This window comes from Acinetobacter sp. FDAARGOS_515, from assembly GCF_003938865.1.
In the GTDB taxonomy this organism is placed as follows: domain Bacteria; phylum Pseudomonadota; class Gammaproteobacteria; order Pseudomonadales; family Moraxellaceae; genus Acinetobacter; species Acinetobacter ursingii.
In genome coordinates this window covers 2,658,154-2,681,115 of the sequence record NZ_RKIX01000003.1, presented here as the reverse complement: position 1 = coordinate 2,681,115, position 22,962 = coordinate 2,658,154, and the positions used below count along the sequence as shown (strand labels likewise).

Genomic DNA, 22,962 nt, shown 5'->3' with positions numbered 1-22,962 from the left:
TTAACCCAACTGCATACTGAGATAGTCCGCAATTGGCCCAAGGACTAAAATCGGCATAAATTGCAACAAGGTTAAAGTGATGACGACCGCAATTAAGGTCAATGAAAAAGTGGGTGTTTCTACTTTTAAGCTTCCTGAACTTTCAGGAGCCTGACGTTTCTGAGCAAGACGAACAGCAATCATGAGAGGAATAATCAAGGCTGGAAAACGCCCCAGTAATAAAACTGCACTACAGCTTAAATTCCACCAGATTGTGTTATCACCCAAGCCTTCAAAACCCGAACCATTATTGGCAAATGCAGACACATACTCATAAAACACCTGACTAATTCCATGCGCACCCGCATTACTAATGCCCGATATGGCAGGATTAACCAGCGTAATTGCAGTAAAAGCTAAAATCACAATCGGTTGTAGCAAAATGAGAATGGCCAATAACTTAATTTCAGCCGCTTCAATTTTACGACCAAATAATTCAGGGGTACGCCCAGTCATTAACCCAGCGATAAACACGGTAAGTAACAAATAAACGATAAATTGCTGTAAACCGCATCCAATCCCGCCCCAGATCGCATTGATCAACATATTGCTCAGAGCAACCAATCCAGTTAATGGTGCAGATGAGTCATGCATCATATCGACCGAACCATTGTTTACCTGCGTGGTGACTGCTGCCCATAATGCAGAAGATGCGGCACCAAAGCGTTGTTCTTTACCTTCCATGACTGTGATTTGATGTGCAGTCTCAGATAAACTTTCTGACCAGATTGATGCGGTCGCTGAAAGGACAGACATCAACAACATGGTTCCAAACACAAACACGGCAAAGCGTTTACGTTGAGTGAAATATCCCAGCATAAAAATCAATGAGACTGGAATGAGGAGAATTGCCAGCATTTCCAGAAAGTTTGAAAATGGTGTGGGATTTTCCAGTGGTACACTACTGTTTGGCCCGTACCAACCACCACCATTACTGCCTAATTGCTTAATGGCAACCATTGGAGCAACAGGGCCTAGTGGAATTTTTTGTAATTGTTTTTCTACAGAATGATCTAGTACTTGTACTTCTGGACCACCCTGAAAAGTTGCAGGAACCCCCTGCCAATTCAATAATAATGACCAGATTAAGCACAATGGCATTAAGAAACGCACCGTAGGACGGACTAAATCTGCCCAATAATTTCCCAATTGGATTGATTCAGAAGTCAGATTATCATTATTTTTTTTCTGTAGAAAAAAAGCTCTAAGCGTTGCCACAGCCAAAGCCAAGCCCATCATCGGGGTAATCACCTGCAAACCCACAATTGCTGTCATCTGTGAAAAATATGACAGTTGAGCCTGACCTGAATAATGTTGTTGATTGGTATTGGTTAAAAAAGAAATTGTGGTGTGTAAAGCCAAATCCCAACTCATATTTGGGGCCTGATTTGGATTTAACGGCAGCCATGCTTGGGTCATAAAAATGCAAGTTGATAAAACCAATAACACTACACAACTTACTAAAAATGCAGCGACATATTGGCGAAGTCCCATCTGCTGCTCTGGCTTTATCCCCAAAATCGCGTAAATAGGTCTTTCAATCCAACCAAACATGACATCAGATTTCATCGGCTGATTCGCCATGACCTTCGCCAGATATTTACCCAATGGCCAAGCAAGTAAGATGACTAATGCAAGTAATAAATAGAGTTCTAGCATGACAAAATCCCCTGTAAATGACAGAGATTTATCACCTGAAATGTGAATAATGATTGAAGACTTTTTAGACTTTGCCCTTCGAGTGTAGAGCTAAAAATGCTACCGACATAGACGCTAGACATTATTATATTCCTGAAATTGAAACGGATTTCCCGAATCTCAGTATGCGTATAATGTCCGTAAACTCTCTATTGCAGAGAGTTTAACTGGCGTAAATTTTGCGTAAAATCTTATAAACGTAAAAAGTGATCATCAAAATTTATTTTGTAAATCAGATAAATACCATTACGATCATGAATGGGTTTGAGTCTTGATTTGAAAATCAATCTGTGGAAAATCGTACTCCGAAACGTATAGCACAGCATTTTTCCATAACTCATAAAGTGGAATTTTGACGTCTACTGCGAGTGGCATTTTTTTAGGATTAAACTGCATCTCACCAAGATGATCTCCCCACGCAATCAAATCAACGTCGAGCGAAATCTGATGTGATGGTCGAATACGACCTGATCGAGCCTCAAGTTGTTTCAGCGCGATTTCAATCTCAGATCGGCTTTTGAGAGATTTTAACAGACAGGCTGAATTCCAATAATTCGCTCCAACACCATCACGGCACGGAATCTGATAAACATGTGAAAATGTAACCTCACCCCATAACTGAATGGTTTGATAGGCAATCTGAAAATGTGATTCTGGATCAAAATTACTCGCCAATGCGAGGGCAAAAATCGTTTCGTTGGCGTTCAAGGCGAATTCCTACAGAATTGGCTTCTGCAATAATGGCAGGCTTACGAATGGTAATAATAATAGATTGAATCGCTGAAAACGTCTCGAAAAGCACTTGCAAAACCAGTTGAGCTGCATGCTCAATCAATTTCGGTTGTGCTTTTTGAATGGTTTGAGCAGCAAGTTCACAGATTTGAGCATAATTTAAAGTATGCTCAAGCTGATCTGATTTAGCTGCTTGGCTCAAATCAACATGAACGGTTAAATCCAGCATTAAAGGTTGAATAATTTGCCGTTCCCAATTGAAACAGCCAATTACAGTATTGACCTTTAAACCTTCAATAACAATGGCATCCATGATGATCTAACTCAAAATTAATGTTTAAACAACGATTGTGGCTCTATAGTTTGAACCATTTTCAAACGCTGGTCTGCATAAATATCGGTATACGGTGCAAGGACGCGCATAAAACGATCAAAATACAGCATTTGTTTAAACAACAGAGCAAAATCACGCGGAAATTTGATCCCGTGACGCTCACCCACAGCCACCATATCTAGCATAATGTCATTTAAATCAGACGGTTTTGAAGTCAAAATTTCCTGAGGATCGGCAAGTAAAACACCACTAAATAAGCGCTCAAGATCACGCGCCAAAACATGAGTATCAATCTTTGTATGAGTCATGCCCATTTTCAGCATGTTTTCAGCCATTGCGGTGTAATCAGTTTTTTGTAAAGCATCCATAAAGGCTAAACATGCAGTCCAGACTTCGGGATTTAGTTGCCCAACGATACCAAAATCAATAAAACCAATACGTCCATCTTCGAGCAACATGAGATTACCCGCATGCAAGTCTGCATGAAAGCTTTTACACAGCATTAAACTGCCAAACCATGTATTCATGGCAGTGATTAATACTTGTGATGGGTCTTTGGCGTATTTTTTAACCACCTCAAAATCAGTTAAAGATACGCCATATAAGCGTTCCATAGTCAATACACGGCGCGTTGAAAACTGATGATACACTTTCGGTGCAGTTGCTGCCAGATTATTAGTAATCTCTAAATATTCAACAAAATCATCGAGATTTTGTGCTTCTTCAATAAAATCAACTTCACGTACCATGCGTGTTTTGATTTCATCTACAATTTCAGACAGTGAAGCAAACTTAACTTTCGGAATGGCTTTTTCTAGCATTTTGGTCGCCCAATGCACCACGTTCAAGTCCGTATATAAAATAGTTTCAACACCAGGTTTTTGAACTTTGATAACGACATCTTCACCAGTGGTCAGCTTTGCAGCATGCACTTGTGCAATCGAAGCTGACGCCAATGGTGTTTCATCAATCGAAGTAAAAATTTCACTGAGATCACGACCAGCAAACTCAGTTGCCAGAACTTCCTGAATATAGCTAAATGGCAAAGTGGGGGTTTGGTCGAGACAGCCTTGAAATTCCTCAACATATTCGCGTGGAAAAAGTGAAGGCGTACTCGCAATAAACTGACCGAGTTTAATATAAGTCGAACCTAATGACTCAAATGTTTCACGCATAAGCTTGGCATTACTTGGCTTTTCAGTCGCGTATTTAATACCCGCTTTAGCTGCCACCACAGCAGTTTCACCAATACGCGCAACGGAACGAAATCCGTCAAACAGAATATTTTTTTTCATATCATTCAATGTGATTTAGTCTATTAAGGCAGTGTATCAAACTTCATTTAGTTTACCGATAAACTTGCCTGACAAATTGGGCAATTTGTATCTTTTTCAAAATGAAGAATACGTTGTTTAAGTGTTAAACCATCCCAAAGCAAGAGTTTACTTTTTAAAGGTGTTAAATTTAGTCCTAAAAACAGCAATGTGTGATGTGCTTGTAATGACGCTATCATGACAGGGGTCGTTGCAAGTACACCTGATTCAGCACAACGCAACCCTTCATTACTATATTGTTCTTTAGGAAATAAACATTCATAACAGGCTGAATCTGCATCCACCATAAATAACTGCCCCTGAAAACCAATCGCAGAAGCACTGATCAAAGGAACTAAATGTTTTTTGCAAGTGGCATTGACCAAATAACGGGTTGTAAAATTATCACACCCATCTAAAACTAAATCCTGCTGTTGAATCAGATCGTCTACATTTGACTGATCAAGAAGAACCGTTAAATACTCAATATGAATATAGGGATTTATTTGCATCAGCCGTTTTGCTAAAACTTCAGCTTTATAGTGACCTAAATCTTGTGGTGTAAAAGCAATTTGACGTTGTAGATTACTGACCTCTATTGTGTCTGCATCAATAATGGTGATCTTCCCAACGCCCGCACGAGCCAATAACTCTGCACTGGTACAACCTATTCCACCAGCCCCCACAATCAAAACATTAGCAAGTTTTAATCTCTCTTGAGCCTCGATATCCCAACCATCCAATAGAATTTGGCGACTATACAAATGCATTTCACTATCACTGAGTTCCAGCTCAGAGTGTGGCTGATCAATCACTTATTTATGCTCGTAGATAATTCAATATGCCTATTATAAAAACAAAAGCGCCTGATTTAATCATTTAATTTTAGTAAATTATGTTCTATGAAAAACATCAAAGGCTGCTTTAGCAGCCTTTGATTTCTGACTTATCAAATTTTAAATATTTTAGTGTGGTTTATAGGCTGCTACAGACTTTCTGATTTCTTCCTGTGCCTCAGCCAAGTCCCCCCAGCCTCTAAACTTAACCCATTTTTCAGGTTCAATATCTTTATAATGTTCAAAGAAATGCTGAGTTCGTGCCAAACTAGAACAAGGTAAATCATCTAGACTCTGAACACCATCGTATAAAGAACTGAGTTTGCGATGTGGCACAGCAATGATTTTCGCATCAATACCGTGTTCATCTTCCATATACATAATGCCTACTGGACGACTACGAATAACGCTACCACTTAATACTGGATAAGGCGCAAAAACCAGTACATCCAAGGGATCACCATCGTCACTTAGTGTTTGCGGAATATAACCATAATTTTCAGGATAGCTCATTGCAGTAAACAAAAACCGATCCACAAATAAAGTATCAAATTCTTTATTGACCTCATATTTAATGGGTAAACTATCTTTTGCAATTTCGATGATGGTATAAAAATCATCAGGAGGATTAACCCCTGCGATTACATTTTTAAGACTCATTTTATTCTCCAGACCCTATCACACCGAACTCAACAGGAAGCTTGACGTAAAATAATTCTATTTCCATGTGTTCAAGATATTTAAATAATTGATCAGATTCTTGTACCGTTAATATGAATTGAATCAAAACAGGTTGATCCACTATTTCAAAAAAACCTGCTGAATGAAACTTACCGCGATGATCCAACCCTTCACGACCATTCACCACCGTCGCACCGCGCAAATTCATTTTTTTAGCGACATCCAATAACCAGCGATGAATCGGAATACCATCCTGAGACACACTGAGTTGGGAATAAAAAGTAATTTGATAACCTTGCATTCTGTTCTCACTATTTGAGTGTATAAATTTGATGTCTTTTTAGCGAAAGCTATAGATGCAAAGGGTGGAATAGTTTAAAACTCCAAAAAGGTGTTGTATTTTTTAGCTTATATATCAATATTTTTTTCATTATATTACTACAATTTTAGACAATCAGTGCACGAACCTACGCCCTCTGATGTATCAGAAGTTCGTAGGCATCATTAGTCATTATGACGGTTTGTATAAGGAGGAATGCCATCTCCCTGTCGTTAGGATTAATATAGCAAAAATTCTGAAATGTGGAGAATTTTTCACTGTTTAATAACAATTTTTATCGCTTTAAAATTGTACTTTCAACAAATTCATTTACACTAAATCTGAAATGATCATGCCCTTTATCAGTATCATTTATTCCGTTCTTTTTTTGATAGAGATATTCACAACCAATGAGTTATAAGCACAATAACCTTTTAGCAATGCGTGAGAATTATTGGAACGATATGGAATCAAACCATGTTAAAGCTGAGAAACAGTATTTTTGTGATACCTTAAACTCTCATGGTGTTTTTGAAGATGCATCACTTGAAGATGCAAAGTATTTCTTCTTCACCTTACCAAGCATTATTATTGTCAAGGGATATGCCTTAGGCTTTATGCATCGATCTGTTCAGACAATGATTGATCAGCATATTTTAAGTCATGTGAATCAATTAAAAATGCGCGAGAGTCTTAAAATCAAGTTTCGTATGTAGAGTGTAAATCGATCTTTTAGACTTCTTTCCTCATGGTTTAAATCTTTTTTATATTTCTCCTAAATTAGAGAACAATAAACATGTCTTGTAAAAAGTCTGTTGTTCACTTATTGACTGAATTTGCTTTTCTACTTAACTCGAAGTTCTTGCAGATTGCATAAAAAACTGAGCTACAAATATGCTCACACCCTCAATTTGAATATTTTTTGTACTATCCAAAAATTTCAGATAAACATTCTTCCACTCTAACTGTTTTAATACGGTCATAGCATGTAATATTCGCTACAATTATACTCATTGACTCTGCATGACTTTAGCAAGGATTTTATATGTCTGATCAGAACGATAAGCTTAAGAACCTAAAAACATCATCTATGGATCGACGCTTATCTATCGCTAAAGCCTCATTGCTTGCGGGTACTCGCTGGGCAACGGCAAATGCGTCTTCTTTTTTCTCAAGTGATGAAGAAAAAGAAAAAAAACGTAAAAAAGCGATGACAGAACAGGCAAATTATTTAGTTTCAGAAATTGGCAAACTCAAAGGTTCGATTGTTAAAATCGGTCAGATGATGGCGCTCTACGGCGAACATTTTTTGCCAGAAGAAATTACTCAGGCACTTAATACACTTAATAACCAGACTGTTGCTCTCGCATGGCCTGCAATCAAAGAACATTTACAAGAACAACTCGGCGATAAACTTCATGAACTGACTATTGATCATGAACCGATTGGGACTGCATCACTGGCTCAGGTCCATCGTGCCACACGTAAATCTGATGGACTAGAATTGGTCTTAAAAATCCAGTATCCAGGCGTTGCCGAAGCCATCGATTCAGATATGAGCTTATTTAAAAATATGCTCAAGCTGACACGTATGGTGCCTCAAACCCGTGAATTTGATCAATGGTTTGAAGAAGTCCGTGAAATGATGCATCGTGAAGTCAGTTATGACATAGAATCAGCAACTACACGACGCTTTGCAGAACGTCTTAAACATGATCCTCGTTATGTCGTGCCACATATTATTGATGATTATTGTACCGATAAAATTTTATGCATGACCTTTGAACGTGGTGTACCAATCAATAGTCCCGTGATGCTGTCATTACCACAGGAACGTCGTAATCTGCTTGGAGAAGCATCGCTCGAAATCGCAGTTCGCGAAATTTTTGAATGGGGCGAAATGCAAACCGACCCAAACTTTGGCAACTATTTGGTTCGTTTGGGCAATGGTGATGATATCAAGGACAAGATTGTATTGCTTGACTTTGGTGCTATTCGTCAGTTTGATGATCACCTGTTAAATGTCGCTCGGAGCTTAATCACAGCAGGCTATCATCATGATGCCGATGCCATGGTCAAAGCCATGACAGGCTATGAATTTTTTGATTCAATCCCACAAGCGATCAAACCCGACATGGCTAAAGTGTTTTTACTTGCCACTGAAGCCTTTAGCTGCCCTGAAAATAATCCTGAAATGCCACAAGGTTTGATGGATGAACAAGAACGTTACAACTGGAAAAAGAGTCAACTACATAGCCGCGTCATGCAACAAGCCAGTAAATCGATGGCATCACGTTACTTTTCAGTTCCCCCTAAAGAGTTTATGTTTATCAGCCGTAAATTCATCGGTGCCTACACGTTTATGACCGTCATTGATGCAAGAACCAATGTCAGACAAATGATCCGCAAATACGCTTAAAAATAGATAATTTATACTCGACTAGGTTGTAACTTTGTCAGCCTAGTCAATTCTTTAAATTGACTTTCCGATTCTTTTTTTATTTTCATATAAAATTCATAAGATTAGATTGATATCATCTTTCTTATTTTCTACTTATCATCCTCAAATATCACTGTCAGCACTGACATGGTTTTTTGATTTAAGGCATGTCAGCATAAAAACAATAATTAATACTGCGAAGGATGCAGCGCAATGACGAATATGGTCAATAAAGCCCAAGGTTTTGGACTTTCATTACTGACAAAAATGGCATCCAGTGATTTACTGGACCAATTTAAGCTACGTAAGTTAATAGAAAAATCACTTTACCAAGGTTCAAAAACAGGATTTAAAGCACTGAGTCATACTCAAAAAGCCTTTAAACCTCAAAATATTGATCGTCAGCGCTTACCAAATCAGCAAAAAAACCTGTTCGATTTAAGCCTGACTGAAGAACAACAAATGACCGTTGAGGCCATGTCTCAATTTGCACAAGAAGTTTTGGCTCCACTTGCACATCAAGCCGATCATGATGCCAAATTCCCAGATGAACTTTGGCAATATATCGAAGATTTAGGACTTAATTACTATGCCCTTCCTGAAGCCTTAGGTGGTGTGGCAGCAGAACAAAATATTGTGAGTAATATCTTGATCGCAGAACATCTGGCACGGGGTGATTTTAGTTTAACCGCAGGATTACTCAGTACATTCAGCGTGATCAATGCCCTGACCCGCTGGGGTTCCGAAGAGGTTCAATCAAAGTATCTGACTGCTTTTGCCGAAGATAGCAAGATTCAGGCAACCTTTGCAGTACAGGAAAACACGCCTGCATTTAACCCATTTAAACTCAAAACCAAAGCCACGTTAACCCATGATCAGTTTTATATTACGGGCGAAAAAACGTTAGTCGTTTTAGGGGAAACGGCTGATTTATTGCTGGTCAGTGCGGATTTCAATGGTCATGCCGATGTTTTCGTTGTAGAGCGTGACGATAGTATCCATTTAAAAAGCTCGCCTGCAATGGGACTTAAAGCTACTCAATCAGTCACATTGAACTTTCAAAATACACCCGCAACACGTTTGGGTGATCAAGAATTTGATTACAGCGCATTTATTGATCTAGGCAATCTAATGTGGTGTTCAATGGCAGTCGGTACATGTGAAGCAGCCAAAGCCTACTGTATTACTTACGCCAATGAACGTACTGCATTTGGAGAACCAATTTCACATCGTCAAAGTGTCGCATTTATGATCGCAGATATGGCGATTGAAATCGATGCCATGCGTATGTTGATTTTAAATGCAGCAAGTCTGGCTGAAGCAGGTCAACCCTTCCACCGTGAAGCATATCTGGCACGTTTATTATGTGCTGAAAAATCCATGAAAATTGGCACGGATGGCGTACAAGTTTTAGGTGGTCATGGTTTTACCAAAGAACACCCTGTTGAGCGCTGGTATCGTGATTTACGTGCTACAGCAATTTTACATTCAGGTCTGCATGCTTAATCGGAGAAAAATAAAATGAATTTACAAAATCCTAAAAAATTTAAGATGCTGATTGATCAGGCGCATGAAGTTGCACTGAATGTTTTACGTCCTATTTCACGTAAATATGACAAAGCTGAACATGCTTATCCCAAAGAACTGGATATGCTCGCCTCATTGGTTGACGGGATGAATGAAGGTGGCGAAGGCATGAATGCTGGCGCGGCTGGAGCAGGAAAACGCAATGAAAGTCAGGATCAAGGCAACCGTAATGGCACCAATCTATCTACAGCACTCAGCATCATTGAAATGTGCTACGGAGATACAGGGCTATTACTGAGTATGCCCCGTCAAGGTTTAGGTAATTCAGCAATAGCAGCCGTTGCTAACGATGAGCAACTCGAACGCTTTAAAGGCACATGGGCTGCGATGGCGATTACCGAACCGGGTTGTGGTTCTGATTCTGCTGCCATTCGAACCACCGCCACCCAAGACGGTGACGATTATATCTTGAATGGTGAAAAGATCTTTGTGACCTCTGGCGAACGCGCTGACTCTGTTGTAGTATGGGCAACACTGGATCGTAAATTAGGTCGCGCCGCAATTAAATCCTTTGTGGTTCCTAAAGGTACACCGGGCATGAAAGTTGAGCGTCTGGAACATAAATTAGGGATTAAAGCCTCAGATACAGCGGCGATTAGCTTTATCGACTGTCGTGTTCCTGCGGCCAATTTGTTAGGCAATGCTGAAGTCGATGTCGCTAAAGGTTTCGCGGGTGTGATGGAAACGTTTGATAATACCCGTCCACTGGTTGCAGCAATGGCCGTCGGTTGTGCCAAAGCCTCACTAGAGCGTATTAAAGAAATTTTTAAAGATGAGCTTGAAGCAGACTATGCAACGCCTTATTTGCAGACCTCTAATATTGCTGCTCAAATCTATCGGATGGAAGCTGAATGGGAAGCTGCCCGTTTACTGACTTTAAAAGCCACATGGATGGCAGATAATAAAAAGCCAAACTCCAAGGAAGCTTCTATTGCCAAAGCCAAAGCAGGTCGAATTGGCAACGACATTACCTTAAAATGTGTCGAGTTGGCAGCCAGTGTAGGTTATAACGAAGATGAATTACTGGAAAAATGGGCACGTGACTCCAAGATTCTGGATATTTTTGAAGGAACACAGCAAATCCAGCAACTGATTATTGCACGTCGCGAACTTGGTAAATCTTCCAGTGAATTAAAATAATATTCACCGATATTTTATTGAAAATAAATCGACTTGAGTGGAATCTGGATTTAAGCTAAATTCGATTCCACTTTTTTATTCATGCTTATCAATGTATTTTATACGTCCTATCCAAACCAAGGATGATCCCAAAATTGCTCAGGTCATCCGTGAAGTCTCAAAAGAATATGGTCTAGCCACAGATGCAGGATTTGCAGTTTCGGACCCAATACTGGATCAAATGTCTGAGGTTTATCATCATCCCAACAGTCAATACTGGGTGATTGTAGATCAACATGATAACGTGTTGGGTGGTGGTGGCATTGCGCCATTATTGGGAGACTCCACTTTACTCGAAATTCAAAAAATGTATTTCTTGCCTGTCTTACGCGGTCAGGGTTTTGCTAAAAAACTTTTACAGCAATGTTTTGATTTCGCCAAAGCACAAGGTTTCCATGATTGTTATCTGGAAACAACAGCGACACTTAAAGAGGCAGTCAGTTTGTATGAAAGATTAGGCTTTCAACACTTAGCTCAATCACGTGGTCAGACTGGTCACAGTCAAGCCTGTGAGATCTGGATGCTAAAAGCGTTGGAAGCTTAAACTATAAAAAAAGCCCTAAACACAATTAGGGCTGTTCAAGGAAAACTTAGATAAAACTTATGAGTTGGTCGAGTTTTCTTCAGTTTGCAATGATTTATCGACTAAACCAAACTTCGCAAAAATTTTAGCGCGACGTTTAGGGTAAATATTGGCTTTGTTCAAATCACCTTTGTAGTGATCAAAAACACGTTTATCCATCATTTTAAACCACATTGACGGAATCAATGCAGGTAATAACATACTCGCATAACCACTTGGCAGCTCAGGCGCTTCATCAAAATGACGCAATGCCTGAAATGGACGAGTTGGATAAGCATGATGATCTGAGTGACGTTGCAACTGATATAAAAATAAATTAGTCACGATGTTATTGTTGTTCCAACTATGCTCTGGCATGGTACGCTCATAGTTACCATCAGCTTTTTTCTGACGCAATAAACCATAGTGTTCAATATAGTTAATGATTTCAAACAAGCTGATGCCATAAAATGCCTGAGTTGCTAGATAAGGAATTGCCCCTTTTCCAAATAATTTAACCATTGAGGCATGGAAAGTAGCACTCATTGCCCAACCTTGTAGCAGTTCATTGTCTTTAGACCAGAACTGTTTACCCTTGCGTTTTAATCGGTTGGTTTCAATTTCAATAGCTGATTTTAAAGAACCCAATACCGTACGAGGCCAAAACTCATAAAATGTCTCGCCCATTTGTGAAGATGCTGGATCTTCAGGTGTCGCAGCACGTTTGTGATGTCCATAAGGATGTTCAACGCGGAAATGATTATATCCTGTCGGAACAAGGGCCATATGAGACAAGAGATGATCAATACGGTCTTGTTTATGACTGAGTTCATGGGCGGTATTAATCGCAATACCGTTCACCGCTCCCATAGAGATACCAATTAAAATTTTATCTAAAAATGAGGTTTCTTTACGACTGGCAATATAACAGGCATAAACATTTGCGGCATATTGTAATGGAATAAAAGTTTTGACTAAAGTGGCATAATATGGATCATTTTCCAGTAACTTAATATCTTCGTTAGTCGGATTATTGGCATCTTTACCAATAATGGTATCAATGGCCGGAATAATCACATGTAATACAATTGGACCACCTAAAGCAAAAAGTTTTTTCAATGGACGTGGTGCAAATTGATAACCCGCTAAAATACCAATCCCAATGGCAGGTAAAGCTGGCCCTAACATCCACATATAACGTTTACGATCTAATTCTAATTTTGACTTTGAAGCTACGGTGAGCAATTCTTGCTGGACTTTTACTGAAGCATTCATGTCTCGCATCCTTTCTTTCTTGATATCTGTATCTTGTTGAATTTATACTTTGAAAGACAGTTGCATGCGTCCAAAAAACCTATGTAAAAGTCTTTGGCATTTTCGACCATTTTTTTGTCCTAAAATCACATTTTTTATCTGATTGCTTTTGTCTTTCAATACTGGAAAAAGAAACTTAAAACGAATATGGATGCATTAAGCAAAATTTTTGACGATATTCATTTAAATAAATCTGAATATATTTATATAAAAGCGCAGGGAGAATGGGCATTTTCCATGCAGGAACAGCATGCTGTTATTGCGCATATTATTTTAATGGGTTCTATTCATTTTAAAATTGATTCAAATACCAGTTTAACTGCACAGGCTGGCGATATTGTTTTAATTCCATCTGGAAATGCCCATCATGGCTCAAATAGTCAGGACAACAAACTGACCGATAGTTTAGATGTTAGTGATTTTTTTAAAGGTCATCGGGACGATGCAATTGAAATCGGAACTCGATCCTCTGAATCTGCATTAATTTTTACGGTACGTTGCCATATTGATACTTTGATGGCACGACCTTTACTGAGTGCACTTCCCTCTTATATTCATATTCATCATGCCATGAGTTCGACTGGGCCAGAATGGCTGCGAGTCGGCTTGTACTTTGTGGCACTAGAAACGCAACGGATCCAACCTGGCCGCGATAAAATTTTTGATCATTTGATGAGTATTTTGTTGATCGAATGTGTCAGAGATTATATTTCTCAGCTTGATGATCAAGGCTCGTGGTTAAATGCTTTAAGTCATCCTGAGCTTTCCAGTGCACTTGCTGTAATACATGGTCGTCCAGAACACCCTTGGACGGTTGAATCCCTTGCAGAACAATGCTGCATGTCTCGTTCAAAATTTGCCAGTCTGTTTCAAAGCATCATTCATGAAACACCCTTAGCATATTTACAACAACATCGTTTACGTCTTGCCAGCCAGTTATTAAGAGAGAGCAATCTCACGATTCAAAAGATTGCCAATAATGTCGGCTACTCATCGGAAACCGCGTTTAGTCAAGCATTTAAGCGACAATTTGATCTTTCACCTAAACAATATCGGCAAAACTATATGCAAGATTAGATAACGCTGTAATTTTATAAAACTTAAGCTAAGTCTTCACTTACTTTTATTGGATAAATCACAGTCTTCCTGCTATTTATTGTTTTTTAAACAGAGATATAGTACCTAAAATTTATTCTGGAGCCATACAACGATCATAATAAGATTTGCCAAAGGCCTGAGTGGCTTGTTCTTTGGCGGTATCGGTATTTAACTGTTTTTCTGTATAGGCATCTTCAACAATATCCATATAAAATTCTTTGGTTTCTTCGGAACTAAATTCTTGTGAAATTCGCTGTTGAGTCGAATAAGGTACACCATCTTGACGTTGTTGCATCACTGCTGCTGCGACTTCAGCAATTTGTTGACACTCCTGATCTGGAGACAAGGCAAAAGCAAAGTTAGGTACAAGCAAACAAGCAATAAAAAAAACTCTTAACATTACAATCCTTCATTAAATTTTTTATGCCATACCCTTGCTGTTTAGGGCAAAGCAACCGTTTTTTGATTCAAAAATATCTGCGTTATAATATATTTTAATAATATTAAAAACATCTTTTTTTATCTTGGTTAGATTTTTTATTAAAATTTGAATTTATAATGATTATTGGAAATAATGTATTCTTTTATCTACAAGATAAAATAAATGCTGGTTCTATTTGTTTAAAAATTAATCCATTCCTATAGGCTGATTAATTTTGATTTGTATATTTTTTAGCTTTGGCATCATCGTGGTAATTGTAAAATAGACCAACAGCGTAATTAAAAACATGAGAACCACTTCCATAGTCTGACTTATACATAACATTGCACCAAAAAACAGCGCAAATAGAGTCATACATAATTTGATCTCCTTAAAATATAAGGTGATAAAAGTTCCAAAAATAACTGAAGAAACAACAAGGTTTATGATTTTCATAAATCCTAAATAATTAAAAACAATGAGCATTAGGCATAAACAAACGATAGATAATAAAAATACAAATATATTTTTAATGATGAACATACCAATACCCTATAGATTAGTGATTGAATAATTATCTCTCCTCCTCCCCCAAAGAGGAGAGATATTGGCACATCAATTGATTATTTGAGATTCTTCTCTATTATTTAGACGATTTATATTAATAAAGATATCTTTATTATTTTTTCCAGATCTCTCAGTTAATATTCAGCTTTCTATTTAATAGTCAAGATGCCTTTTTGATGTGCTGGAGTGAGTATAGTTTCATGAGATTTCAAATGAATAAGCTTTTGGCTTACAAGATTGTGAGAAATAGCTTACAATTGTATAATTAGTAAGCATTTTTTACAATTTAAAATTTAAGAAATTTTATTAAATATCAAAATCTTGTATTGATAATTAAATTAAATTTGACTTTTGCAACTTAACAAAAGACAACACTACATTTACAGTAAATTTCATGTATTAACTCTATTTCTTGCCTCATTTTTTAAGTCTATTTATTTAAAATTTAAGAGATTTCATTATTTTTATAAAATTTGAGCAGTTACCTAAGGTCTGTGTTGACTTAAGTGTAAGGCTCAAGTAGAACTGGTCTCAATATTTTCCATCACATGATTCACAATGGCAAAACGTAAATATAGTAAAGAGCTTTTCAACGTTAGACGTATTAATCGACAATGGTGGGTGCTCCTTTATTCACCTGAATCAGGTCTTATAGAAAAGACTGAGAAGACTAAAACGCGGAGTCAGGCGAACCAATATGCAGATGACTACACTGAAAAATACTATGTTGATTTATATTTAAAACAACAACTTGAACAACAAAAGTCATCTTCTTAATGATTAATTTTGGTATTGGATTGATTCCTGTACCAAAATGCTCTACATAGATATTAGTCGCGTTTATTTTCAATCGTGATGTATAGTTTTAAATTTTTGGTTAAGATTTACCCAATTTACTGATAAAATAATCATCAACACAATAAAAAAAGTATAACGATGAATAATGATATCTATCCCTGTGTATGGTTAAAATCTGGCCGCAGTGAGGCAGCAGAATTTTATAGCTCATTGTTTAACGCGCAGCTACTGCAAACCAATGACTATGTGTCACAACTCTCTATTTTTAATCAAAGATTAATGCTACTCAGTGGTGGACCTGATCTTGAATTTCAGATTAATCCATCTATCTCCTTGATGTTATTAAGCCAGTCTAGTGAGCAAATTCAATATTATTGGGATCATTTGATCGATGGTGGTTCAATTTTAATGCCTTTGGATCGTTATCCTTGGAGCGAGATGTATGGCTGGGTGCAGGATCGGTTTGGCGTTTCATGGCAACTTTATTTGGATACAAGAAAAGACTTAAATACTCAACAGTTGATTCCAACGTTAATGTTTACTGAAGACAATGCAGGAAAAGCACTGCATGCAATGCAATTTTATACGCAAATTTTCCCCAATTCTGAAGTCAGTGGCATCATGCGTTATAAAGACGGAGAAAATCGTTCAGAGAATCCTGAATATGTACAACACGCGCAATTTATAATTGATGATTATATTTTATATTGTATGGATTCCTCTTATTCACATCGTTTCGGTTTTAACCAAGGGATTTCCCTAGTTGTAGAAACATCAAGCCAAATGGAAACGGATCACTTATGGTCTGCGTTATTACAACATGGTGGTCAAGCGATGCAATGTAGTTGGCTGAAAGATCAATTCGGCATACATTGGCAGATTGTTCCGAAACGTCTGATTGAGTTAATTAATAGCTCGGATTCCGAAATTTCCCAACGCGCCATGAATGCGATGTTTCGTATGCAAAAAATTAATATTCAGGAAATTGAAGATGCAATCAAATGATCAATCATTCTGTTTAGATCAATGGTCAGTATGAAAGACATTCAATTGCACTTAACGACTTTGATAAAAAAACCCATTGCTCAACACAATGGGGTTGTTAAGGATCACGCTGTACAGACTACTGAAGTAGTCTTTTTATGTCTGGCAAGCCCATGAAACTTTCCAGTGGCGCTAATATACAAGAATGCACAATCAATTGCAAATGATTCTCATTAATTTAAGTGGTATTTTATAAGTTCCCTGCGCCTGAGACTGGAAAAAAGCATTAGCTTTTCACCAATGATAAAATTTTCACAAATATTAACAATGGAAACCGAACCATCTATTCGATCCTTGCGCTAATGCGTATACAATTTTGAACTTTAAGAAAACTCTATTTCTTAAAAAAGAATAAAAGTAAGGCTGTTATGATTTGAAAAATATTTAGTTTTTTACTTACACTCTCACCTTTCTTTTTAATTAATATCATTAAATCTGATTCATGAGTAATCATCCATGCAACACCTTGAAGCCTTTAAGGCTCTCTTTTTAGGACTAATTGAAGGCCTAACTGAGTTTTTACCTATTTCTAGTACTGGACACCTTATTCTTTTTGGTCATCTGATTGATTTTCATTCTGATAGTGGACGTGTGTTTGAAGTCGTGATTCAGTTAGGTGCAATTTTGGCAGTTTGCTGGTTATACCGACAAAAAATCGTCGATTTGATTAAAGGTTTTTTTAGTGGGGATGCAGAGGCGCGGCACTTTTGTATTAGTGTTTTGATTGCTTTTTTTCCTGCGGTTATTATTGGTGTGATGGCAGTCGATTTTATTAAATCTGTACTGTTTAGCCCTTTAGTTGTCGCCATTGCATTGATTGTGGGTGGTTTAATTATTTTCTGGGCAGAATCCATCAAATTTGATCATAAAACTACGGAAGCCACTCAAATCACCTTTAAACAGGCTTTATTGGTTGGTCTAGCTCAATGTGTTGCCATGATTCCTGGAACATCAAGATCTGGTGCAACGATTGTAGGTGGGATGTTCGCAGGGCTTTCACGTAAAGCAGCGACCGAGTTCTCTTTTTTTCTGGCGATGCCTACAATGCTCGGTGCAGCAACCTTTGACTTAATTCGTAATGCAAATGTACTTACCGCGGATAATATGACCAATATTGCACTTGGTTTTATCACGGCTTTTCTTGCTGCATTATTTGTAGTAAAAGCTTTAGTACGTTTTGTGGAAAAACATACTTTACGTGTTTTCGCTTGGTATCGGATTGCTTTGGGTCTGATTATTATGTTTGTAATGTTATAAATTTTGTTCCATAAAAAGGCTCAGAATACTAATGTTTTCTGAGCCTTTTTTGTACTTTATTTTTGAGGATGATCTTGTCTAAATAATTGCCATTCTTCAATCACACGACCGTCTGGTAAAATACAATTGGCATAAGCATCACCATTTGCATTTTTTTTCATCTCCAACTTACCGCCTTGATCGATACAGTACTGACTTGCTGGATTAGGCATTCCAATTTTTTGTGGCGTAGGTGTCTTGGTCGTGCTACAAGCAGATAAAACAAGAGTGCCGCCACATAAAATAAATAAGATCTTTTTAGTCATTATTTGATTTCACACTTCAACTTAAACTTTATAGATTATCCGCGATTTTAAATTTTAAACTGTTAAATTTAGTTAGTTCATTGCAATCATTTTCACTAAAATGTGTTGAGATTCATCATTTTCATCATAGGTTTGTTTGCGTATCAACTCTTTATACTTGACCCGAAAATCACGACCATTAAAAGTCACCACAGAAGGTATATTGTCAAAATATGTACTCCCCGCATCCAGATGCTCTTCATCTAAAGCAGTTCCGAGTTGATAATCATCACCTTTGAGCACGACATATTTTACTGTTGTTCTCATTTTATCCATACTATTTAAACCTTTTCAGCTTATTGTTTACTGCTTTACAAAACTTGACCAGATATATAAACAATTAATAAACAAAACAATTCTTAAAAAATCATCAATTTGAATAGACTTCTTTCGTAGGTTACTTTTATTTGTCCTAATGGGAGAAAAATAAAGAGGGTTAAACAATCATGAAAGAAGTCTAATGCCAAGCTTTTATGAAATACTATTCACCCGATCTACTGCTAAGTCAATCGGAAAAGTCGGTAGGACTGTAATCTTAGTTTCCATAGAGACTTAACCATACGTTGTGTATATTGGAAGATAATCTATGTTTTTTCTGGAGATATGGCCTTATATACGTATTTTTTGAGTATCTTGTAAAGACTAAATTGGAATAATTGAATGAGCCTGAGTTCAATGATCAAACTTAGCACTCTCATCAAAACATTTTTTCTTTAAAATTATTATCAAATACAAAGATCAATAATTCGATTGCCAATAGAATCATTGGCAAGCTTTAAAAATATTTCTAAACAATGAAAAGATTTTGAAAACACACTTTATTGAACAACATTTGGAACAAATTCAAATGATAAGCCATTCAAAAAATGGCTTATTTCTCAAAAGATTATTTAGACAATCATTAGCTTGATTCAATTTTAAGTTGATATTCATCTTGAGTAATTTTTATTTTTAATTTTCGATACTTACGTTTATTGGGATCTAAAGCAGATTCTAGTATTTCGCTTTTGAACTTAGCATCATTCATTAGTTCAGCATATATTTTATAACCTATCAAGATTTTACTGGGCTTTTCTTTAGTATCTTTAAAATTATCAATAATATTATTTAAATCATCTAAGTTAGTCTCATTGGTTTTTTTCATTGCGCAATGCCCTTTGATTTTCAAATTAATTTAACATTCAATTTTTACAAAAATATGAATGAGTGCTGCTTTTTGACATAGATTTTGAGCATAAAAAAAACCTGCCACTTGGGGAAGAAGCAGGCCATAAAACGCACAACTGGTAAATCGAGTACTCTCTTGATCTTAACAAAATTGTCTAAATATTTGTATTTATTAAACATCTGATATCACATAAAATAAAATTGATACTATAAAAATTATTATGAGCAAATTCTGATATTTAAGAACTGAGTAGATTGAACTTATTATATTAAAAACATACAGACCAGTCTACATAAAGTTAAAATAATATTAAAATATACAATTCCTCTAAAAAATAATTTAATTTTTACTTATAAAATATTAAATAAACGAACTGCCATGAAGCATTTATGCTGAAATTTGTTAAAAAATCATCCATTCAAAATAAATCACGCTAAATTAACCAATGACAAAACTCATAAAAAAGCATTAAAAATACTTCACAAGAGGACATGACAATGATTAAAAAAGCACTCATAAGTAGTTTAATCGGCGGTAGTTTATTTTGGATATCCCTTACAGCACAAAGCTGTACGCGGGTGGTGTATCAAGGGAATAACCAAACCATTATTACTGCCCGCTCTATGGACTGGAAACAGGATGTCGGCACCAACTTATGGATTTTGCCTAGTGGTGTAAAACGCAGTGGCAATGTGGGGAAAAATTCGATTCATTGGACCTCTAAATATGGCAGTGTAGTTGCAACAGGTTACGATATTTCAACTACAGATGGTGTCAATGAAGCAGGCTTAAATGCCAATTTGCTTTGGCTTGTTGAATCTCAGTATCCAGATCGAACCAAATCAAATAAGCCCAAACTGACGATTGCTGCGTGGGCGCAATATGTCTTAGATAATTTTGCAACTGTCGATGAAGCAGTCAAAGCTCTGCAAAAAGAACCGTTTATTATCGTTACTGATGCCGTGCCGGGTGAGAAACGTTTAACGACCTTACACTTATCTATTTCTGATAAAACAGGAGACAATGCAATAGTTGAATACATCAACGGTAAACAAGTCATTCATCATGATTCAAGTTATCAAGTAATGACCAACTCTCCTATTTTTGATGAGCAACTTGCACTCAATGAATATTGGAAACAAATTGGTGGAACGATTTTTCTTCCAGGCACCAATCGCGCATCAGATCGTTTTGCCAGAGCTTCTTTTTATATCAATGCGATTCCTAAAAATGATGATCCTAAAGAAGCACTTGCCTCCGTTTTCAGTGTTATTCGGAATGTCTCTGTCCCTTATGGGCTAAATACTCAAGAAGAACCCAATATCTCTTCAACCCGCTGGCGTACGGTCGTTGATCATAAGCGTAAACTATACTTTTTCGAATCTGCGCTTTCACCGAATAGTTTCTGGGTCGATCTTAACAAAATTAATTTCAAAGATGGGGTGACACGTAAGTTAGATTTAGGTAAAAATCAAGAGAATATCTATGCAGGTGATGCAACAGCACAATTCAAAACGGCACCACCCTTTCATTTTCTGGGCATAGATGAAGATTAAGAAAATGAATACAACATATTTAAGGGGAAATCTGAAATGAAAAAAATAGTTGGACTAATGACAGCTTTCATTTTATTACACGGTTGTGCCACTATTCCTGAAAATAAAAGTAACACTGATCGATTAGCAACAGCAGGATTATTACTATGTAAACCGAACGAACAGTGTCCGATTATGGCGGCCTCATGGAATTCGGGGAATAAAAATCAACTTCGTATCGATGTGCGTTTAAATAGTAGTTATCTCTATTATGATATCAAAAAAATAACCTTTATCGTGGATGGTAAACACCTAAGTTATACCCCAACACAACCCACTGAACTTGAATATATCAGCCGTTTAGAACCGAAACGCTCATCGAACCATATTGTAGTGCCGAGCAGTTTTTTAAATGACTTTAAAAATGCAAAACGCATTGATGTTCAAATTAGCACAGACCACGGTACCATCAAACGACCAATGTATATTGATGGTCGAGCTTCATCTGCTTACCAAAATTTTGTCGGTGTATATTCTTCTTAAATCTGTTTTGCTATAAAAACTCACCTAAAGATGATGGTGAGTTTTTTATATAAGACTAACTTAAGATTCAATTGGTGCAAATGGAGCAACGACATCCGCATTTTGCGCACGGTTTCTCATGAAGTGATCCATCAAAACAATCGCAAGCATTGCTTCCGCAATGGGTGTTGCCCGAACACCCACGCAAGGATCATGACGACCTTTGGTTAATACGTCGGTATTTTCACGATCCAGATTAATGGTTTTACCTGAAGTGGTAATACTTGCGGTTGGTTTAAGCGCAATAGCGACACGAATGGTTTGTCCACTCGAAATACCACCTAAAATACCACCTGCATGATTAGCAAGAAAACCGTCTGTGGTTAACTCATCTCGACTTTCATGACCGAACTGGCCTGCTACAGCAAAACCATCACCAATTTCTACACCTTTTACAGCGTTGATGCTCATCATGGCATGTGCAATATCAGCATCTAAACGGTCAAATACAGGCTCACCCCAACCCACTGGAACTTTTTCGGCTAAAATTTCCAGTTTTGCGCCACAGCTTGTGCCTTGTTCACGTAAAGAAGTCACTAAGGCCTCAAAACGCGGTACGGCAGCAACATCACCACAGAAAAATGGATTATTTGGAACTTCATTCCAGTCCAGTTTTTCTGCAATTTCATTACCAATTTGGGTGACATGACCACGAATCACGATACCAAATTTTTCAGCAAGATATTTCTTAGCAATTGCACCTGCTGCAACACGCATTGCTGTTTCGCGCGCACTGGAACGTCCGCCACCACGATAATCGCGGAAACCATACTTTTGCGTATAGGTATAATCCGCATGTCCCGGGCGAAAGGTTTGAGCAATATTGCCATAATCTTTCGATTTCTGGTCAGTATTGCGAATGAGTAAACCAATCGATGTTCCTGTCGTTTTGCCTTCAAAAACCCCTGAAATAATTTCAACTTCATCAGGTTCTTTACGCTGCGTTGCAAATTTGGAGGTTCCCGGTTTACGACGATCTAAATCTTTTTGCAAATCATCTTCACACAGCTCAAGTCCCGGTGGAACACCATCGACAATCGCCATTAAGCCGGCACCATGTGATTCACCGCAGGTGGTCACACGAAAGAGTTGTCCAATACTATTCCCTGCCATA

The 22,962-nt window shown here is 37.4% G+C and carries 25 protein-coding genes and 1 riboswitch; of the genes, 11 read left to right on the top strand and 14 right to left on the bottom strand.

Features of this window, described 5'->3' with window-relative positions; all coding sequences use genetic code 11:
- The 7 genes from kdpA to EGS47_RS14490 form a co-directional block, all read right to left on the bottom strand.
- The gene (gene kdpA / locus EGS47_RS14520; RefSeq protein ID WP_005004609.1) at positions 1-1,698 is read right to left on the bottom strand and encodes a potassium-transporting ATPase subunit KdpA; all 1,698 of its coding nucleotides are present in this window, start codon (positions 1,696-1,698) and stop codon (positions 1-3) included.
- A 291-nt stretch (positions 1,699-1,989) separates the two neighbouring features.
- The gene (locus EGS47_RS14515; RefSeq protein WP_005004613.1) at positions 1,990-2,445 is read right to left on the bottom strand and encodes a 2-amino-4-hydroxy-6-hydroxymethyldihydropteridine diphosphokinase; all 456 of its coding nucleotides are present in this window, start codon (positions 2,443-2,445) and stop codon (positions 1,990-1,992) included.
- A complete protein-coding gene (folB, locus tag EGS47_RS14510) occupies positions 2,402-2,782 on the bottom strand; it encodes a dihydroneopterin aldolase (RefSeq protein WP_005004615.1) in 381 nt (126 codons plus the stop codon). The genes EGS47_RS14515 and folB overlap by 44 nt, the downstream gene beginning before the upstream one ends.
- Before the next feature lie 17 nt (positions 2,783-2,799).
- Entirely contained in the window at positions 2,800-4,098 is a 1,299-nt protein-coding gene (locus EGS47_RS14505) for an ABC1 kinase family protein (protein WP_005004617.1), read from the bottom strand.
- A gap of 47 nt (positions 4,099-4,145) precedes the next feature.
- The gene (locus EGS47_RS14500; RefSeq protein ID WP_162897671.1) at positions 4,146-4,886 is read right to left on the bottom strand and encodes a HesA/MoeB/ThiF family protein; all 741 of its coding nucleotides are present in this window, start codon (positions 4,884-4,886) and stop codon (positions 4,146-4,148) included.
- Positions 4,887-5,081: 195 nt separating this feature from the next.
- Positions 5,082-5,612 (bottom strand): inorganic diphosphatase, encoded by a 531-nt coding sequence (gene ppa, locus EGS47_RS14495; RefSeq protein WP_119686090.1) that lies wholly within the window; start codon positions 5,610-5,612, stop codon positions 5,082-5,084.
- Position 5,613: 1 nt separating this feature from the next.
- On the bottom strand, positions 5,614-5,934 hold the full coding sequence (locus tag EGS47_RS14490; protein WP_119686089.1) for a DUF190 domain-containing protein: 321 nt from the start codon (positions 5,932-5,934) through the stop codon (positions 5,614-5,616).
- Positions 5,935-6,121: 187 nt separating this feature from the next.
- Positions 6,122-6,188: riboswitch (Fluoride riboswitch) on the bottom strand.
- 174 nt (positions 6,189-6,362) lie between these two features.
- Between EGS47_RS14490 and EGS47_RS14485 the strand changes: the two genes are divergently transcribed.
- The 5 genes from EGS47_RS14485 (at position 6,363) to EGS47_RS14465 (ending at position 11,702) form a co-directional block, all read left to right on the top strand.
- On the top strand, positions 6,363-6,668 hold the full coding sequence (locus tag EGS47_RS14485; protein WP_119686088.1) for a hypothetical protein: 306 nt from the start codon (positions 6,363-6,365) through the stop codon (positions 6,666-6,668).
- A gap of 329 nt (positions 6,669-6,997) precedes the next feature.
- The gene (locus EGS47_RS14480; RefSeq protein WP_119686087.1) at positions 6,998-8,371 is read left to right on the top strand and encodes an ABC1 kinase family protein; all 1,374 of its coding nucleotides are present in this window, start codon (positions 6,998-7,000) and stop codon (positions 8,369-8,371) included.
- Positions 8,372-8,614: 243 nt separating this feature from the next.
- Positions 8,615-9,898 carry an acyl-CoA dehydrogenase family protein gene (locus tag EGS47_RS14475; RefSeq protein ID WP_171064997.1) on the top strand — a complete coding sequence of 428 codons (1,284 nt, stop codon included), beginning with the start codon at positions 8,615-8,617 and terminating at the stop codon, positions 9,896-9,898.
- A 15-nt stretch (positions 9,899-9,913) separates the two neighbouring features.
- Complete coding sequence (locus tag EGS47_RS14470; RefSeq protein WP_004998221.1) at positions 9,914-11,119, top strand: acyl-CoA dehydrogenase family protein; 1,206 nt, start codon at positions 9,914-9,916, stop codon at positions 11,117-11,119.
- 91 nt (positions 11,120-11,210) lie between these two features.
- Positions 11,211-11,702: a GNAT family N-acetyltransferase gene (locus tag EGS47_RS14465; RefSeq protein ID WP_005004621.1), complete on the top strand. Its 492-nt coding sequence runs from the start codon at positions 11,211-11,213 to the stop codon at positions 11,700-11,702.
- Between the two features lie 57 nt (positions 11,703-11,759).
- Here EGS47_RS14465 and EGS47_RS14460 read toward each other — a convergent pair whose 3' ends face one another.
- Positions 11,760-12,995, bottom strand: a complete 1,236-nt coding sequence (locus EGS47_RS14460; protein ID WP_005004622.1) for an alkane 1-monooxygenase — start codon at positions 12,993-12,995, stop codon at positions 11,760-11,762.
- Positions 12,996-13,181: 186 nt separating this feature from the next.
- Between EGS47_RS14460 and EGS47_RS14455 the strand changes: the two genes are divergently transcribed.
- Positions 13,182-14,111: an AraC family transcriptional regulator gene (locus tag EGS47_RS14455; protein WP_005004623.1), complete on the top strand. Its 930-nt coding sequence runs from the start codon at positions 13,182-13,184 to the stop codon at positions 14,109-14,111.
- A 112-nt stretch (positions 14,112-14,223) separates the two neighbouring features.
- Here EGS47_RS14455 and EGS47_RS14450 read toward each other — a convergent pair whose 3' ends face one another.
- The gene (locus EGS47_RS14450) at positions 14,224-14,532 is read right to left on the bottom strand and encodes a hypothetical protein (RefSeq protein ID WP_005004624.1); all 309 of its coding nucleotides are present in this window, start codon (positions 14,530-14,532) and stop codon (positions 14,224-14,226) included.
- Positions 14,533-14,760: 228 nt separating this feature from the next.
- The gene (locus tag EGS47_RS14445) at positions 14,761-15,096 is read right to left on the bottom strand and encodes a hypothetical protein (RefSeq protein ID WP_004998228.1); all 336 of its coding nucleotides are present in this window, start codon (positions 15,094-15,096) and stop codon (positions 14,761-14,763) included.
- A gap of 582 nt (positions 15,097-15,678) precedes the next feature.
- Here EGS47_RS14445 and EGS47_RS14440 point away from each other — a divergent pair.
- From EGS47_RS14440 to EGS47_RS14430, 3 genes are all read left to right on the top strand, one after another.
- Positions 15,679-15,897 (top strand): hypothetical protein, encoded by a 219-nt coding sequence (locus tag EGS47_RS14440; protein WP_004988129.1) that lies wholly within the window; start codon positions 15,679-15,681, stop codon positions 15,895-15,897.
- Between the two features lie 159 nt (positions 15,898-16,056).
- The gene (locus EGS47_RS14435) at positions 16,057-16,923 is read left to right on the top strand and encodes a VOC family protein (protein WP_005004626.1); all 867 of its coding nucleotides are present in this window, start codon (positions 16,057-16,059) and stop codon (positions 16,921-16,923) included.
- A gap of 495 nt (positions 16,924-17,418) precedes the next feature.
- Positions 17,419-18,219 (top strand): undecaprenyl-diphosphate phosphatase, encoded by an 801-nt coding sequence (locus EGS47_RS14430; protein ID WP_044433439.1) that lies wholly within the window; start codon positions 17,419-17,421, stop codon positions 18,217-18,219.
- 56 nt (positions 18,220-18,275) lie between these two features.
- Here the strand turns inward: EGS47_RS14430 and EGS47_RS14425 are convergent, their stop codons facing one another.
- The 3 genes from EGS47_RS14425 to EGS47_RS14415 all read right to left on the bottom strand — a co-directional run bounded on the left by EGS47_RS14425 (position 18,276) and on the right by EGS47_RS14415 (position 19,707).
- Complete coding sequence (locus tag EGS47_RS14425; RefSeq protein ID WP_004988137.1) at positions 18,276-18,524, bottom strand: DUF333 domain-containing protein; 249 nt, start codon at positions 18,522-18,524, stop codon at positions 18,276-18,278.
- Positions 18,525-18,596: 72 nt separating this feature from the next.
- Entirely contained in the window at positions 18,597-18,839 is a 243-nt protein-coding gene (locus tag EGS47_RS14420; protein ID WP_125269755.1) for a hypothetical protein, read from the bottom strand.
- A gap of 625 nt (positions 18,840-19,464) precedes the next feature.
- Positions 19,465-19,707 (bottom strand): hypothetical protein, encoded by a 243-nt coding sequence (locus tag EGS47_RS14415; protein WP_125269754.1) that lies wholly within the window; start codon positions 19,705-19,707, stop codon positions 19,465-19,467.
- 521 nt (positions 19,708-20,228) lie between these two features.
- Here EGS47_RS14415 and EGS47_RS14410 point away from each other — a divergent pair.
- Complete coding sequence (locus EGS47_RS14410; protein WP_125269753.1) at positions 20,229-21,287, top strand: linear amide C-N hydrolase; 1,059 nt, start codon at positions 20,229-20,231, stop codon at positions 21,285-21,287.
- Between the two features lie 36 nt (positions 21,288-21,323).
- Positions 21,324-21,809: a hypothetical protein gene (locus tag EGS47_RS14405; RefSeq protein ID WP_125269752.1), complete on the top strand. Its 486-nt coding sequence runs from the start codon at positions 21,324-21,326 to the stop codon at positions 21,807-21,809.
- Positions 21,810-21,869: 60 nt separating this feature from the next.
- On the opposite strand, the gene aroC is transcribed toward EGS47_RS14405, so the two are convergent.
- A complete protein-coding gene (gene aroC, locus EGS47_RS14400) occupies positions 21,870-22,961 on the bottom strand; it encodes a chorismate synthase (protein WP_005004630.1) in 1,092 nt (363 codons plus the stop codon).
- Position 22,962: the final 1 nt, after the last annotated feature.